Annotated in this window: 14 protein-coding genes; 1 reads left to right on the forward strand and 13 read right to left on the reverse strand. The window is 42.7% G+C overall.

What is annotated here, in order from left to right; translation table 11 throughout:
- Window positions 1–35: 35 nt before the first annotated feature.
- The 3 genes from IWT5_RS01780 to argS all read right to left on the reverse strand — a co-directional run bounded on the left by IWT5_RS01780 (window position 36) and on the right by argS (window position 4,880).
- On the reverse strand, window positions 36–2,156 hold the full coding sequence (locus IWT5_RS01780; RefSeq protein WP_089108244.1) for a transglycosylase domain-containing protein: 2,121 nt from the start codon (window positions 2,154–2,156) through the stop codon (window positions 36–38).
- 141 nt (window positions 2,157–2,297) lie between these two features.
- Window positions 2,298–2,765 (reverse strand): arginine repressor, encoded by a 468-nt coding sequence (argR, locus tag IWT5_RS01785; RefSeq protein WP_089108245.1) that lies wholly within the window; start codon window positions 2,763–2,765, stop codon window positions 2,298–2,300.
- Window positions 2,766–3,188: 423 nt separating this feature from the next.
- On the reverse strand, window positions 3,189–4,880 hold the full coding sequence (argS, locus tag IWT5_RS01790) for an arginine--tRNA ligase (RefSeq protein ID WP_089108246.1): 1,692 nt from the start codon (window positions 4,878–4,880) through the stop codon (window positions 3,189–3,191).
- Between the two features lie 477 nt (window positions 4,881–5,357).
- Here argS and IWT5_RS01795 point away from each other — a divergent pair, with 477 nt between their 5' ends.
- Window positions 5,358–6,785: an APC family permease gene (locus IWT5_RS01795; protein ID WP_089108247.1), complete on the forward strand. Its 1,428-nt coding sequence runs from the start codon at window positions 5,358–5,360 to the stop codon at window positions 6,783–6,785.
- Window positions 6,786–6,830: 45 nt separating this feature from the next.
- Here the strand turns inward: IWT5_RS01795 and IWT5_RS01800 are convergent, their stop codons facing one another.
- From IWT5_RS01800 to map, 10 genes are all read right to left on the reverse strand, one after another.
- Window positions 6,831–7,784, reverse strand: coding sequence for a DMT family transporter (locus IWT5_RS01800; RefSeq protein WP_089108248.1), 954 nt, complete (start codon window positions 7,782–7,784; stop codon window positions 6,831–6,833).
- Window positions 7,785–7,870: 86 nt separating this feature from the next.
- Complete coding sequence (locus IWT5_RS01805) at window positions 7,871–8,377, reverse strand: folate family ECF transporter S component (protein ID WP_089108249.1); 507 nt, start codon at window positions 8,375–8,377, stop codon at window positions 7,871–7,873.
- Between the two features lie 140 nt (window positions 8,378–8,517).
- Window positions 8,518–9,279 (reverse strand): ABC transporter ATP-binding protein, encoded by a 762-nt coding sequence (locus IWT5_RS01810; RefSeq protein ID WP_089108250.1) that lies wholly within the window; start codon window positions 9,277–9,279, stop codon window positions 8,518–8,520.
- Complete coding sequence (locus IWT5_RS01815) at window positions 9,260–10,222, reverse strand: FecCD family ABC transporter permease (RefSeq protein WP_089108251.1); 963 nt, start codon at window positions 10,220–10,222, stop codon at window positions 9,260–9,262. The genes IWT5_RS01810 and IWT5_RS01815 overlap by 20 nt, the downstream gene beginning before the upstream one ends.
- 1 nt (window position 10,223) lies before the next feature.
- Window positions 10,224–11,111 carry a heme ABC transporter substrate-binding protein IsdE gene (gene isdE / locus IWT5_RS01820; protein ID WP_089108252.1) on the reverse strand — a complete coding sequence of 296 codons (888 nt, stop codon included), beginning with the start codon at window positions 11,109–11,111 and terminating at the stop codon, window positions 10,224–10,226.
- Window positions 11,112–11,124: 13 nt separating this feature from the next.
- Window positions 11,125–11,937: an NEAT domain-containing protein gene (locus IWT5_RS01825; RefSeq protein ID WP_225360185.1), complete on the reverse strand. Its 813-nt coding sequence runs from the start codon at window positions 11,935–11,937 to the stop codon at window positions 11,125–11,127.
- Between the two features lie 94 nt (window positions 11,938–12,031).
- Window positions 12,032–13,300, reverse strand: coding sequence for an LPXTG cell wall anchor domain-containing protein (locus IWT5_RS01830; protein WP_089108253.1), 1,269 nt, complete (start codon window positions 13,298–13,300; stop codon window positions 12,032–12,034).
- Between the two features lie 422 nt (window positions 13,301–13,722).
- Entirely contained in the window at window positions 13,723–14,115 is a 393-nt protein-coding gene (locus tag IWT5_RS01835; RefSeq protein WP_089108254.1) for a hypothetical protein, read from the reverse strand.
- Window positions 14,116–14,286: 171 nt separating this feature from the next.
- Window positions 14,287–16,278 (reverse strand): cation:proton antiporter, encoded by a 1,992-nt coding sequence (locus IWT5_RS01840; protein ID WP_089108255.1) that lies wholly within the window; start codon window positions 16,276–16,278, stop codon window positions 14,287–14,289.
- Between the two features lie 85 nt (window positions 16,279–16,363).
- Window positions 16,364–17,155: a type I methionyl aminopeptidase gene (gene map, locus IWT5_RS01845; RefSeq protein ID WP_089108256.1), complete on the reverse strand. Its 792-nt coding sequence runs from the start codon at window positions 17,153–17,155 to the stop codon at window positions 16,364–16,366.
- Between the last annotated feature and the right edge of the window lie 74 nt (window positions 17,156–17,229).

The following is a 17,229-nucleotide window of genomic DNA, read 5'->3' on the forward strand; positions in this document are numbered from 1 at the left end:
TTTGCTGAAATAAATTCTAGCCAATTCACCACTCATTAATTGCCGAAGGCACCTTGCCACCATTTCTTGACGGTATCGGCGGCGTTATTTGCACCCTGTTCAATCTGGTCACCCACATCGCCAGCGCCCTTTTGAACGCTGTCCCAGAAGTTATCATCTGATTGAGAGGCCTTCGCTAAAGTTGACGCATCCTGCGTATCAAATTGCGTTTGCTTGGTATACGGCAGGATTTCTTCCATTTCTGTCTTAAACAACGGACCAACTCCCGTGCCGCTTAAGTTTTCCAAATGGTGGTTCTTGTTGGTATTGTCAAAACCTTCCCAGGTGGTTAAAACCACGTCTGGGGTATAGCCCACGATCCATTTATCACGGGTAGCATCGCCGTCGCCAGTGTCATCAGCTTCAGTACTCCCTGTTTTACCAGCAACCGAATAACCATATGGTTTGGCTGTGGCACCAGTCCCATTATTGAAAACGCCCAGCATCATACTGGTCATCTGCTTGGCCACTTTAGGGGTCATGACATCATGAGTTGCAACTCTAGGGTTATCAACGATGACATTACCTGAAGCATCAACAATTTTACGAATATAGTGGGTATCCGTTCTGGTCCCATTATTCGCAAAAGCAGTGTAGGCCCCCGCTAATTCCTGCGGCGAGACCCCTTTGTTCAAACCACCTAACGCTAAGGCCAAGTTTTTATCTGATTTTGTAACCGGAATCCCAAACTTTTTAACAGACTCATAACCCTTATCAACACCAATTTTATTTAATAGCCAAACTGCTGGCGCGTTCACACTATTAGCCAGTGCTTCATACATCGGCATTTTGCCGGTATAAACGTTGTTATAATTTTTAGGTGTGTAATGATTACTACCGTATGAAGTCTTCTTGTTTTGCAGCTCTGAATCATAGAAGTAACCGTTCTCCAACGCTGGGGTATAAACGGCCAATGGCTTCATCGTGGATCCTGGCTGCCGCTTGACTTGAGTTGCGCGGTTATAGCCCCGGAAGACGTGTTTACCACGACCGCCGACAACGGCCATCACCCCACCATTATTTGGATTAACCGCAACAGAAGCTGCTTGGACTTTGGTGCCGTCAGTTGAATTTTGCGGGAACAAGTAATCATTCTTAAAGTTTTCCTGCAACCGCGCCTGATAGTTTTGATCCAAATACGTGTAAATCTTATAACCGTGATTCATAATATCCGATTCGGTTAAACCATACTTGGAGATTGCTTCATCAATAACCGCATCAAAATAGTACGGGTAACGATAAGAATCCTTATACTGATAAGTATCCTGAGTGGTTAGTGGCGTCTGCTGATAGCTCGTTGCCTGCGATTTGGTGATGGCACCCGTTTCCGCCATTAAGCCCAAGACCACATTACGTCGGTCTTTTGAGGCCTGAGGGTGGTCAATCGGATTAAAGCCGCTAGGTGACGTTAACATGCCCGCTAACACAGCTGATTCCGGTACCGTTAAATGCGCAGCGTCAGTACCAAAATACTTATGGGCAGCATCTTGGACACCCCAGACACCATTCCCAAAATAAGCATTGTTCAGATACATTGATAGAATATCCTGCTTAGAATAGACATTTTCAACTTCAATGGCTAAGAAGATTTCCTTTAATTTCCGAGTAAGCGTTTGTTCCTGAGTCAAAAAAGCATTCTTAACCAGCTGCTGAGTCAGCGTACTACCCCCGCCACTGATATAGTCGCGGTGAAGCAATTTATTCTTAGCCAGCAAAAAGAAGGCCCGCGCAATCCCCTTGACGGAGAATCCGTGTTCATGGTAAAAGTTGCGGTCTTCAGTTGAAATAACCGCTTTTTGAACGTTTGGTGAAATTCGGTTAAGTGAAACAAATGTCCCTTTTTGCTTGTAAAGAGACCCCGCTCTTTGATTACTTTTATCATAAATATAAGTTGTTTTTTCCAACTGTGCTTTTAAATCACCCACATTAGCCGTTTTAGCCTGAAAAGTCAGCGTAGCGCTGATCACAAAAATGAGCGTTAAAATGCCGACAATTAGCCAGCGAGTGAGCTGATACCGATGCCAAAATCTGCTAAAATGGCGTTTAAACCTTTGGTAATATGGCGACATCATGGCTTTAAATCCCTGTTTTGATTGATTTCCCCGATTGTTATTCATTCTTTTTCCTCAACAGTTAAAGATTTGCACTTTTAATTCTATCATAATTTATAAAGACGGCTTAAAAACACCCTAAATTTTAACGGAGCTTAATATAAAAAAACCACACCAGTGATGGCGTGGTTTAGACCCTGCAAGCTGTTAGTGAACAATGTCAGGATTCATGTTTTCAGCAATTTCATCGTTCAATTGCTGAGCAACTTCAGCATTTGGACTAATGACTAAGATCGTATCATGACCAGCTAACGTTCCCACAACTTCAGGTAATTTCAAGTCATCTAAAATTGCGGCTAACAGATTTCCGTTACTTGGTAAGGTCTTGATGACATTCATAAATTCAATTCGCGTTAAACCAATAACAACTTCGTTAATGGTTTCTCGTAGGTGTTCTTCTTCTGATTTATTTCCGGGCTTAAAAATTGTATAACGCAAGTGTCCATGGCCATCTTGGGCTTTGACAACCTGCATCTCGCGAATATCACGTGAGATCGTTGCTTGCGTCGCCTTAATCCCAATTTCATTTAGATGACGCATTAGGTCTTCTTGTGTCCCAATCGGATACTGATTGATCAATTGTTCAATCCGTGATTGCCGAATACTTTTTTTCATCCTAATGCAGCCCCCTTTAACTGTACTAATACAATGATTATTATAACAAAATGAAAAAAGAAAAGAAAGCTAGATTTTAAATATCTATTCAAAGTGAGTATAAATCGGAATATAAATTAATGGCCCAAAACCTAAAATTCAGTTATTAATGCCATTTTAACGTTATCGCAACTAATATAAATTCAGGAATACTTTGGATAATGTTAAAAATGATAGCTTGAACATTAATACATTTTTAATGTTGGCGAGATTTTGTCAGAAAATTTTGGGTAACAAAAAGGCAGCTGAGCACACAACTCAGCTACTTTTTAACTCAAATTCTGGCCATTTAACGTAAGATAGGCCCACCCCGTCAAAGTTCGCCGGGATGGGCCTATCTTACATTAAATTCTAAAATCTACCGAGTTTTGTCACACACTCAAATTACATTTCATCCGGTGCTTCAACACCCAATAGACGAAGTGATTCTTTCAAAACAGTTGAGACACTCTTAACAAGTGCCAAACGAGCTGGCTTTTCTGCATCGTCAGCTAAAATCTTTGAGTGAGCATAGTACTTATTGAATGCCTTAGCCAAACGGATCGCAAATTTGGCAATATCTGATGGTTCAAATTCCTTTAAAGCTTCAACGACTGTGGCAGGGAAATCAGCCAAAGTCTTAATGGTTTCCCAAGCTTCTGGATCAGAAATTTTTGCACCATCGGTTGGAATCGTCACGTCAGCAGCTTTACGTAAAATACTTTCTGCACGGGCATGTGCGTATTGAACGTAAGGACCAGTTTCACCCTCAAACTTCAGTTGTTCTTCAAGGTTAAAGTCAATGCTGTTCATCCGTTCGTTCTTCAAATCACCGAAAATAATTGCACCGACACCGACCTGCTTAGCAACTGCATCTTTGTTTGGTAAGTCAGGGTTCTTTTCAGCAATTTGCTTTTGGGCCATTGAAATAGCGTCATCCAACACTTCGTCCAGCAAAATAATCCGACCAGAACGCGTTGACAATTTCTTACCATTAACCGTAATCAGACCAAATGGAATGTGGTGTAAGTCTTTAGCAGATGGTAAGCCCATTTCCAATAAGACGGCCTTTAATTGCTTGAAGTAATACATTTGTTCAGAACCAACAACGTAAAGGTTCATTGCTGGGTGATAAGTGTTTTCCCGGTAAACCGCGGTAGCGATATCACGGGTGATGTAAAGTGATGCACCATCACTCTTCAAAATCAAAGCTGGGTTTAAATCATATTTTTCAAGGTTGACCACTTGGGCACCTTGAGACTCCTTCAGCAAGCCTTTTTCCTTAAGGGTATCAATGACACCCTGCATCTTATCGTTGTAAAAAGCTTCACCATTATAGGTATCAAACTTAACACCCAACTTGTCATAAATGGCGTTGAAGGCCTTCAATGATTCATCACGGAACCATGACCAGAGATGGTGTGCTTCTTGGTCGCCGTTTTCAAGCTTTCTGAACCATTCACGGGCTTCATCGTCCAATTCTGGGTGTTCAACGTCTTCTTTATGGAACTTCACGTAGTATTTAACTAAGTTAGTGATGGGATCTTTCTTAACGTCTGCTTCGTTGCCCCACTTCAAGTAAGCCGTGATCAGCTTACCGAATTGCGTGCCCCAGTCACCCAGGTGATTATCTTTGATTGGCTTGTAGCCGTTCTTTTTCAGGATTTCGGCGATTGAGTTACCAATAACGGTTGAACGCAAATGGCCCATTGAGATTGGCTTTGCAATGTTAGGAGATGACATGTCAATTGGCACGTTTCCGCCATTTCCATCTTGGTTTTGACCATAGTCAGCGCCTTGCGTCAAAACATCGCCTAAAATTTGAGCACTGAAAGTCGCTTTATCTAAGAAGAAGTTCAAGTAAGGGCCCGCAACTTCTACCTTTTCAAATTTACTGGTATCAATTTTTTTAACTAAGTCAGCAGCAATCTGCTGAGGTGCCTTTTTAAAAGTTTTAGCCAGCGTGAATGCTGGAAAAGCATAGTCACCCTTATTGGTGTCCTTAGGACGTTCAATTTTTTGGTAAATATCTTCTACTGAAAGAACGTCCGTTAATGCTGGTGCTAATGTATCAGCGACAAACTGTTTGTAATCCATAGTATTAACTCCTCACATATTAAATTCTGACTGCAGTGATCATCGACGTTGTGGCCTGAGAGCAACAAAAAAAGTCCCTCCCCTACAATTAAAAACTGTAAGAGACGAGACTACCCGCGGTACCACTCTTGTTGATATTGCTATCCACTCAACTTATGAAAATGTTATTCTAAAAAGCGCGCTTCGTCAGGTCGGCTGTCTGGCTTCCATCATGTCCAAACTCGCTGTAAACCAACTTTCTGACTACTATTCTTTTATCATCGAACTGGGTTACCGTGGTAACCTCACTCATAGCATTCTATAACATCTCTATATAAAGCACAAGCCAAACCGCCCTTTTTTAACTAGAATAGGTGAGTCTTCGAGCTTTATTAAGCTAATTCTCATATAAGCCCCCTATTTATTAAAGTTTGATGTATAATAGAATATTATATTCATCTTTCCATATTTTATTCATTTCATGAAAGGAGCTTGGAAATGAGTCAGAAAAAGAAGGCTTCCACGCTCTTCCTTCGTAAAGATATTAAAACCGATCTTTATAAGAAGACGGGGCTGGAAAAATCCTTAACAGCTTTTAGTCTTATCACTATGGGAGTTGGCGCAATTGTGGGTGCCGGAATCTTTATCACACCCGGTATCATTGCAGCCAAATATGCGGGGCCTGGTGCCTTCCTCTCATTCGTCGTGGCTGCCTTAGTTTGCTCCTTGGCGGCGTTATGCTATTCTGAATTTTCTTCAACCATTCCTCTGGCTGGTAGCGCATATACATACATATATGCTGTTTTCGGGGAATTTATCGCCTGGATTTTAGGTTGGGCGTTAGTATCAGAATATTTATTCTCCGTTTCAGCGGTTGCAGCAAGTTGGTCCTCTTATTTTCAAAATATTTTAGCTGGTTTTCACTGGTATCTGCCAGAAGCTTTCCGAGCAGCTTACGGGACGGCTGGAATGCCTCGCGCACTCTTTGATTTGCCAGCATTTATCATCATCATGCTGCTGTCATTCTTACTGATCGGCGGTGTCCGTGAATCAGCAAGAATCAACGCCATCATGGTTATTTTAAAAATTATCGTGATCATCTTGTTTATTGTGGTCGGTGTCTTTTATGTCCGGCCTGAAAATTATCATCCTTTCTTACCCTTTGGTGTAAAGGGGATTGTTTCTGGTGCGGCAGTTGCGTTCTATGCTTATATCGGGTTTGACGCGGTTTCAACAGCAGCGGAAGAAGTCAAAAATCCCCAAAAGAACGTGCCTTTGGGCATCATTGGTTCACTGCTCATCGCTACTATCCTCTACATTGCATTATCGTTAGTCTTAGTTGGCATGGTTAAATATACCAACTTAAACGTTGCGGATCCGGTAGCATATGCGCTCCATTTCATTCATCAAAACTGGGTGTCAGGGATCGTCTCACTTGGAGCTGTCATTGGGATGACAACGGTGTTGATGGTGTTCTTATATGGTGGTACCCGACTGGTCTTTGCGATTAGTCGTGACGGCTTGTTGCCAAGAGTTTTCAGTCGGCTAAGCACTAAAACACACGTTCCAGTGACTAACACTTGGTTATTTGGGATTTTAGGTAGTTTTTTTGCCTGCGTGATTCCCATTGATAAAATCACTGAACTCGTTAATATTGGGACATTATTCGCATTTGCAATGGTGTCTATTGGGATTGTCTTCTTACGTCGAAATCCAGAATTCAAAGAACTTGATTCAGCCTTTCGGGTTCCATTTTACCCCGTTTTACCCATTCTTTCGTTCATCCTCTGTGTCATCTTAATGTTGGAATTAAAATCCTTCACTTGGATTGCATTCTTCATTTGGCTGATCATCGGCTTGATATTCTACTTCGGCTATGGTTACCGTCACAGTGTGGTACGGAACCGTCACAATAACGAAAAATAACACTACCAAAAACGGCCTTGGAAATAATTCCAAGGCCGTTTTAATTTACAGTATTCGAATAATCATCACACCGATAATCATGATCAAAAGGCCACCGACCTGCAGCAGTGTCACCGGATTCTTATCTGAAGATAACCAGCCGAATTGATCAATCAACAGGCTGCCGATCATTAAACCGATCAACACGATAATGACAGCAAAACCAGTGCCAATAATCGGTACCAAATAAACGTTCCCTAAAACAAACAGTGCACCAAGCAGGCCACCGATCCACATCCACCAAGGCGTATGACCACTGTCCCGCTGAAATTGCAGTTTGGGTCGCAATACGAATACGATAACGATCAGGGTGATTGTTCCCACTAAAAAGGAAACGTAAGCTGCTTGAATTTTGGAACCCAAGACTTCACCCAAATGACCGTTCACGGCGGTTTGAGTAGCACTCAGCATCCCTGCTAAGACCCCAAACAGTCGCCATAACATCAAGTGGGCTGTTTGAGGTGATTGCTCTTCAACAGTCTCTAATCCTGCTTGGCCAGTAATTCGTTCAACCCAGCTATTACCGGCAACAGTAACCGTCACGCCAAGCAAGACTAAGAGGGCGCCTAGACCGCGCACCACCGTCAACCGACTCACGGGTGAGTAAAATAAACCTAAGTCATCGATCATAATACCGGCCAGAATTTGTCCCAGCACTGGGAAAATAACCGTTTGAACGCTCCCTAATTTGGGAAATAAAATAATGTTACCGGTTAAATAGATGACACCTAATAGGCCACCTAACCATAGCCAAAATGGCCGGTTGCTAATGAAAGAGCCACCTATCAGCAAACTACGATGATCCAGCAGGGTCATGACTGCTAGAAAGACCGTGCCGATGCCAAAGGATACCAGTGAGGCTAAAAACGGCGAGCCTACCGCGGCTCTTAATCTAGAATTAATACTGGTCTGCATGGGCAGACCAATGCCAATCACTAATCCAATCAAGATTGCTAGCATGCCAACACCCCCCTAATTAATGCGCGTAGTATGCCTGTTTAACTCATTAATGTCAACTATTTTTGCTTTATTGAACTTTCGGTGCCCTACTTTGTCATGAATCTGTCAAAGGGGAATACCCTGAAAATGACCGTAATCAAAACACTGTAGATAACAAACGAGATTAGTTCTTGCGGGATTCGGGTAGCAAATAACACGTTCCATGTCATCCCGTACATGATGTGCAGCCAGAGGCTATTTAATAGTAAATTCCAGCCCATGGTAACGATGAACGAAGCTAATATTATCCGCCACAAGGCCACTGGCTTTTGGTAAAACAACTTACCGAACGTGTAGCCGGTCAATCCAGCTGTAATAAGAAAGCCAAAAAAGAAACTGAATTTAGGAAACAGCAACATACCGATTAAACTGGACATCGTTGTGGCCACCGCCGTTAATCTCGGTGGAAATAATCGGGCCATAATAGCAGTCACAATAAACGAAAACGTAATTTTTGTGATCAAAAACTGAATTGATAAAAAGCTGCCTAAAACAACCTGCATCGCGATCAGCACACTCATACCGGCGACAACGTATGCTGAACTAAGTCTCATTTCTCTCAATCTGGATCAACCTCTTCTCTCAAATATGGTTATAACCGTATGCCAACAGTTATAACCATATTTAACACTATTTGAAAGCTTCTGCCAATCGATTCTGAAAATTGGGACAAAAAAAGCGGTTTGCACCGCTATTAGGCCGTTAACTGAATCACATACGGCCCATAATTTTCGATTGTGACAATTCTAATTGGTAATTCAAAGGCATCACTGAGTAACTGTTCATCTAAGATTGCTGCAGGTGAACCTGCCTTGATAAGCTGACCTGCCTTAATGAGCCAAAGCTGGTCACTCATTTTCAGTGCCTGATTGATATCATGTAGTACCATCACAACGGTCAGTTGCTGTTCAGCATTCAACTTCTGAATCAGCGCCATTAAGTCATGCTGATAACGGATATCCAGATAAGTTGTGGGTTCATCTAAAAATAAGTACTGCGGTTCTTGAGCCAATGCCGCAGCCAGCCAGACCCGTTGCTGCTGACCGCCAGATAGCGATGACAACGGCTGATCGGACGCATCCGCTAAATCCACGGTTTTTAAAAACGGCTGTACTTCATCATCTGGAATCGTGGCTAACAATGAATGAAACGGTAGCCGACCGGTTTTGACGACTTCTTTGACAGTCATTTCATCATAGACTTGGTGTTGCTGGCTGACCAGCGCTATTTTAGCTGCTCGTTTTCGATTGGACAGCGCAGCAATCGGCTGACCCGCGATTTCAACTGTGCCAGAGCTTGGTGAAATTGACCCCATCAGCAACTTTAACAAAGTCGACTTGCCCGCACCATTTTGACCAATGATTGACAGAATTTTACCAGTTGGCACTTCGGCGGTGAAATCCGTGATTAAGTTTTTTGAGCCGGGATACCCATAATTAACCTGTTTTAATTCCATGGAATCCTCCCCTTTGAACCAGCATAATCAGGAACGGTCCGCCGATAACGGCCATGATAGTTGCGGCTGATAGCTCACTCGGCAATACCACGATTCGACCAATTGTATCAATGGTCAATAATAGCCAAGCCCCACTTAACATTGAAAATGGCAGGATGGTTTGATAATCATGCCCGACAAAATACCGCGCGATGTTGGGAACAATGATCCCGATGAACGGAATTGTCCCCACGGCAGCTGTAACGTCGGCTGATAAATAAACGACCAACGCCAATAAACCCAACCGCATGGCCGTCACTGGCACACCAACCGCTGACAACTGTTCATCCGGTAATTTTAGGTCGTTGGCCCATGGCGCCATCAACAGCACTGCCACTAGTCCGATAAAACCCATTATCAGCAAACTGTCGACTGACGACCAGGTAATCCCGTTAAATCCCAGGGAGCTACTAACATTGATACCCTTCGTAAACAGCTGTGTCAGTGCCATGAATGTTAAGTTCAATGCCACCCCGACTATAATCAGTTGGTAGGGGTGACGTAAGGTCTGCCGGTTTGCCAGCAAAGCAAATGCGACCAGTCCACCAATGAGGGCCAGCAGCTGTTTTTCAAGCACAAAGGCCGGTAACACCATGCCACCTATAAGCATGAAAAGCTCACCGGCACTCGTAACTCCCAGAATAGTCGGATCAGCCAGCCGATTACGAAAAACCGATTGACTGATTGCACCGGCAGAAGCCAGCATGCCACCAGCAATCATAGCCGCAATAATTCGGGGTAGCCGAAAGGTTAGCACGGTTGAAAGTACTGCTGGCTGATTGCCCATCAAGGCCTGCCACAGCTGTGACACTGAATAAAACTGAGTGCCTAACATTAACGCCAAAATAGCAGTCAGAAAGAGTGCTATACAAATGACAATATATGCTGAACGTTCCTTTACCATGCTATTTACTCCCCGGATACAACCATTGCGACACTTCATCTAATGCCTTTGCTGCATGCATATTAGCCGTTGCATCGAAATCAGGTTCCTGAAGATCATAAACCCGCTTTGATTGCACGGCTGGTGTTTGACGCCAAAATGATTGAGACTTAAATTCACTGTTAAATTGATCGGCCACCATTTCAGGCATGGCGTGTTCCAAACGTAAAATAACCTGTGGCCGCGCTTTTTGAATGGCCTCATCACTGGGTTGAATGTACTCTTGGTCTTTCGAAGCAAACACATTTTGACCACCAGCTAGCTGAACGAGATTACCAACGTAGGAATGATTGGTTGCAATCATATAACCCGCACCTGGTAGCCCCATGAGTACCAGTACTCGTGGCCGTTGCCGACCGTTCGCCCTTTGCTTAGCATTGGCAACCGCTTGATTGATTTCATGGTTAGCGGCCTTCGCTTCCGACTGCCGATCATACTGAGCACCCATTTTAGTCACAACGTGCTGAAGGTCGCTCACACTTTGAAGATTCAAAAAGTAGGGCTTGATGTGTTGCTGTTTAAATGATTTGCCAAACTGATCTTTCAAAGTCGTGACGCTATATACTGCAGTCGGCTTAACGGAGGCAATCTTTTCTGCACTGGGGTTCATTGGGTTACCAATTTTGGTCACATTTTGATACCTTGCGGGTATTTTATTAGCGGTATTCGGGATGCCCACCAACGGTAATTTCAGCTTATCGGCAATCTGAACCACTGCATAGGTTGTGGCAACGATCCGCTCCTGATGTCGTTTTTGGGCGATCTGATGACTAGCAAATGAACCAGCAGCAATGCCAATAACGACTAAAATAATGATGACAATTAATGCAGTTCGTCTTGGTGATTTCAAAATTGGCGCCCCCCTATTTCTTCTTTCTCATCACAATCAAGCTGCCACCAATCACGACTGCGGCAATCACAACAACACCAGCAATTAAAAACGGTAATCGGGAAGCAGCGTTACTGTGATCTTTTTGGTCAGTCGCAGCAGTTTTAGTGTTATCAGACGGCTGATCAGCTGCACTTTCGCTTGAAGCTTTACTTGATTCGGACGCTGAAGCAGCATTCGGTTTTTGACTTTCGGCTTTCCGCTTATTTTCCGGTTTGACCTGGCTTAGCTGATTGGCCTGACTGTTCTCATGCTGGTTGTTCTTTGACTGCTTGTTATCATTGGCCGCAGTCCCACCAGTCACTTTTGCTGTGGCGGCAGTGGCAGCCGCCTCACCTTTTAAACTTGGTAAACCCCCGGTATCGAATTTAAATGAAATCAAGTGCGTTGCTTTATAAACTTTTGGTACGTTGATCGCCAACTTGGCGTTAATCCGTTTTTTTAAGTTAATGGTCGTAAATGAATAATACAGGTTAGAATTACCAGCACGATCCTTCATCCGGCGAACGTTCTTGGCGGCACCCCCATTAACTGATAACACTTTAACAGGGTAGGAAGTTAACTTTTTGGCCGTTCGAATGTGCATCGTCACCACGTATTTGTGATGGGAGACTTTAACGCTAGCAGGTTTGACAAAGTAACCACTTGCCATAGAAGTTTGATTGGTCTTATATTTTAAAGCCTGGTAGTTGATTGACTTTGCTTGGGCAGTTGTACCGCCAATTGTTAAGCCTAAGCCCAAGGCCGCACAGGCCAGCAATCCAAACAACCATTTCATTTTTTTCATGATTTCGCCCTACTTTCTCTAAAAATGAGTTTCTCTAAATAATCACAAAGACCACCTCAGATAGATATGTCTGAGTGGCCTTGGATTTTAATGATTAAGCTTGTTTTCGTCTGTAAATTGCTGTAGCAACAATCAGCATCAAACTGATTAACCCGGCAGCTGCAACGGCGATATCTTGAACTTCATTTGTTTGTGGTAATGCACTAGATGACTTTTGAGCAACAGTCTTAGTATTAGCAGCTGGTGTTGTAGCTGAAGCGCCATTTGCAGGCGTCTCAACCGCACCGGCAGTTGGTAATACGCCGCTATTCAAGCCGTTATTAGTATTGCCTGAAGTTGGCGCAGCACTCTGGTTGTTCGTTGTAGCAGATCCAGAGGTACTAGCAAATTTATAATAAACGTCGAAGTCGGAACTAATATTAACTAAACCAACGGTGACATGAACCGTACCTTTTACAGGCGCTTTAGTTAATGCATCTAGAGTCGGTGTAGTGAAAGTGAAACTGCATGTGTAATTATCAGCCGTTGAACCGTACGTGACATCAGCTACGTTCTGACCATTGACCGTCAATGGAACAAAACCCTTAGCTGTCATTCCCGAGTTCTTGCCATACTGAACATGCATTGTAATTTTGTAAGTGCCATCCGACTGCTTCTGGATGTCGGCCACGTGCGTATAGTATTGGTTGGCTGCAGAAGTTGATTTCTCGTCAGCTTGCAAAACGGTATAGTTAAGCTTAGTGGCGTTAGCATCGATGGTTGAGCCTTGGGCCTTATTTGAGGAGCCATTGTTGATAGTAATATTATTATGTGAGCCTGAAACATTGATAATTTGACCATCAGTTGATGTGTTGTTATTGTTAATCGTTTTATTGTCTCCTGTATTAGGAGTAACCTTAGGTACATTGTTCCAATCTCCAAGTACAAGATCACATTTTTGAGTCATTTTGGCTGACCCATAAAAAATGTCAAAAGTAGCTGTAACTTTGGAAGTTCCAACTGGCACGGAAAAGACTAACTCGTCTTTTTCAGCATTTAACGCCTGCGATTGATTAATTTCTACACCGTTTAAATTTGTTAGACCAAGGCCGCGCAGCTTCAATGAAATTGTGGCTACATCGTTTTTAACCACTGCAGTTGCAGGTGCCGGCCCGCCAGTTTTATCATCCGCTGTTCCAATAAAATTTTGAACAATAGAAGAATCATTCGTACCTTGTTTATTAGCTTTAACGGATAAATTATACGTTCCATCTTCATAAGTAGACGCCTTAACATTATTCCCACTAAAAACGGTTACACTTACCAGCGTCAAAATGAGAAGCAGTATTCCCCTAAATAACCCTTTTAAACCCTTTTTCTTCATAGAATAATTCCTCCAATAAATATAGTGTCTCATAGCTAAACCAAGTTAAAATCCCATGATCCAGTTAATCCGAAAAATAGCAAACCATCAATTAAATTAGAAAATATATAAAGTAACTCTATAAAGAAAATTATACCTCGAAATTGTTCATTAATAAAACAAAAAATCGCAAATTAGTGTATTTTTTCACTAATCTGTTGATAACCCAAAATCCATTTATCAGTTGATAACATCCTCTTTTCAAGCAATTTTTAGTACAATATGGGAGAAGTTGGTAAAACCTATTCACAAATAAATTTTATAAATAATATCTACCAAGTACTGAAAAAGCCTGTAAAATATGCTTATCACATAATGCTTATTATTCCATTTTTATATAAACAGGCTAAACAAAAAGCCCACCGAAGTGAGCTTATTAAGTATTATCCTAATTTAAACGGTGTTGAAATTGTAACGTTAATGGCCTGATGACCATTTGAAACACAGGATTGGGCAACGTGGCTCAACAAGTGATGCGATTGGACATAAGCTCTAAATTCAGTAAGTTTGGGAACCTGTAACTGTAACCGGTTTGCCGACTGATCAACTTCAATGCGCTCTAACTGGCAGTCTTGGTTTAACCGTAAAATAACGGTTTCAACGATTCCTAACACAAACTTACTGTTAGTCAGATAGTTAATATTCGCTGTTTCTAGGTTAAACTTCATCGATCCCGTCGTTAAATCTTTCTGCTCACCATGAATGGTCGCCCGATAAGTCACCACGATGTCTCGCGTGGTCACTTTATTTCGAATCTTCAACGTATATGCAATCATGATTTCATCTCCTGTCAACAGTAACTGACGGACTGTTATTAATCTAACCTTGGTTTGACTTGGCATCAGCCACCATCAAGAATCCGAACTACTCAATCCCCCAAATCATACACCTACTGCTGGCTTACATCTATTATGTTACTAATTTCACATCTAAATTTCAAGCTTTTATTATCGATACGATTCGCTATTTTGAATATATGTGATTTCGTCAAAAGAAATTCGCTGTTGTAGTTTTTCCGCTAAATCAGCTGAAATATCCCCTTTAGCAATCGCTCTCTGAATGAGTTCGTACTCCGCATGAAACGCACGCATGAAGAGTTGATAAACCATGTTCGGATCAACATCGCCCCCGCGAATTCGACGATGACGGGTACGGTAGAATCGCCGAACGAGATTAGTTTCCACACCGTTTTCACCACTGTTCTGTTTCAAGTACGCCATTACAGCTTCAAACCCGGCTTCTTCTATCGGTAAGATATTTTCACCGTGCTTTTCAAACTGCTCGCGCCAATAGACTTCTTCCAACGCAACTGGTGCAGTTAAAAAAGCCTCTTGAGCTCGGTGTAAATCTTTATAAAGCGTCCCAATATGCAGACTAAACCGAATTCTTAGCCAAACATTTTTCCAAACTTTTTCATCTGCAGAAAAGTGATTGAGTTCAAGAAACTTATTGTAGTAGGTCATTTCATCTTCGGTAATTTGACCAGACTCATACATTTCACGCACTTTATCACTTTCAACTTTATGCGTCTGCCGCATAATTTGCCGTTCAATTCGTAAATTAGGCGTTGAATCCAGAATCAACTGTTGTTGCAACGAATCAATGACGATTTGAGCTTCAGCTGAATATTTCTTTTCCGTAGCTAAATCACTGATTCCTGCCTGAATCATCCGCCGTAACCACTTAAACCGTGGCTGAGAAGAACCTTGTTCTGAAGGTAATAATAGCGGTACAAAAATGGTTGGCAAAAGTAAACTGGTTAAAATCACCACCGCGGCCAGAAAGATTAGCGGCCCACGTAACAGAAATGGGTGTCCATTAGCCATAGTTGGAATAGAAAATGCCAAAGACAGTGTAATGGTTCCATTGGCACCACTCAGTGCCATCACTAAACTGTCTCGCCAAACGTGATCAGTTTTCGTTCTGCGTTTCAGCAAAAAGCGGGTCCATACTAGCCGAATGGCACCCTTTAAAACATATAAAAACAGACCCAGTAACAGAAGTTTGGGAATTGTGATTTGTGGGTTAACATGTGCGTTCAAGGCACGAATCACGTCAGGAAGCGATAAACCTAAGAGAACAAACACCGTTCCGGACAGGACGCCACTGACAATTTCCCAAACATTACTGGTCACTAATTGCATTCTTGACGAGGTCAGTCGCAACTTGTCACGTTCTGAACCTTGTACCATCCCGGCCGCAACCACCGCCAAGATACCCGAAAGTTCTAACTTTTCTGCCAACAGATAAACCAAAAATGGCGTCAATAATTGAATCAGCACCATGATCAACGGCGTATCATCATTGTGCCGAATAAGAAACAGCCTGGCACTAACAACGATTACCCCAATAATGGCACCAAAAAGCAGGCCGCCTAAAAATTCCCAAGCAAACATCCCGATACCAGCTTCAATAGAGAACCGTCCCGACATGAAAGCGGCTAATGCAATATCGAAAATAACGATACCAGCGGCGTCATTAAACAGTGATTCGTGTTGAAGCGTTGCAGACTGTTCCTCGGCAATTGGATTAGCCTCGAAAATTGAGTTAACAGCCGATGCATCAGTCGGTGCCACAATGGCAATTAACGCAAAGCTTAAGCTCAGCGGCAAAACCGTAAATAAAGCGTGAATACTTGTCCCGACAACCAATACTGTCACAACGACCAACCCGACCGCTAATGACAAAATGTTTGTAATGGAACGTCCAATCCAAAACCGCGAACTATTCTGTGCTTCATTGAATAACATCGGTGCGATAATGGCGAAAGCAAACGTTGACGGATCCAAGTGGAAGCCGGAATACGCGGGTAATAGCGCTAGAACCAGCCCCAACAAAATCAGAAAGAACGGTAATGGAATAACTGTGAGGTGTCGCGATAAAATATTTGCGAGGACCACAACAGCTAAAATAATAATTAATAAAAGTACTTGATCCATGATTTTCTCCTCACCCTCTGCCTACAAAATTAGTATAACGGTGCAGATGAGATTTACCACAAATTTTGTTTACTGATACAAACGACTAAAGGTATTTAGCATCCCTTTTGGCATCTTGAGAAGTCAAAATCTTTGGCCCATCTTTGGTGATGACTAAGGTATGCTCAAATTGAGCTGAGGACTTCCCATCCGCCGTCACGTAGTATTCCCATGAATGATCGGCCGTTTCCATCGAACGAATCTCCCGGGTTCCTAAATTCACCATTGGTTCAATGGTAATCGTCATGCCCTCCCGGAGTCTCAATCCCTTGCCGGCTTCACCATAAGCCGGTACATCAGGCTGTTCATGCATGGTGGGCTGAATGCCATGCCCAATTAGTTCTCGAACATCCCCCATGTGATTTTCGGTTTCAACGTATTCTTGGATAGCGGCACCAACATCACCTAATCGATTACCAATAACGGCTTGGTCAATACCGCGGTACAAACCCTCTTTGGTCACATCCAGCAACCGTTGATTCTCTGCCGAAATTTCTCCGACCGCGAAGGTTCTGCAAGCATCACTCAAAAAGCCATTTAAATTCACGACTAAATCCACAGCCACGACATCGCCAGATTTCAGAATCAGTGATTTTCTAGGTGTCGCATGGGCGACCTCATCGTTCACGTTGACGCAGGTCGCGTATTTATAGCCCTCAAAGCCTTTTTCTTCAGCAGTCGCGCCATGGTCTTCAATATAAGTATTAGCAAATTTTTCAATTTCCCACGTTGAGATTCCGGGTTTAATCACGTCTTCAAGGCCGTTTAGTACGCCTGCCAAAACAGCGCCTGAAGCGCGCATTTGTGAAATTTCACGTGGTGATTTTAATGTAATCATTTTTTCCCCCTTATCCATATCTTCATTTTATTCAGCGAATTATTATACCCCAAATTATAACTCTAACGCTATTT

This window comes from Secundilactobacillus mixtipabuli (assembly GCF_002217925.1).
Classification (GTDB): Bacteria; Bacillota; Bacilli; order Lactobacillales; family Lactobacillaceae; genus Secundilactobacillus; species Secundilactobacillus mixtipabuli.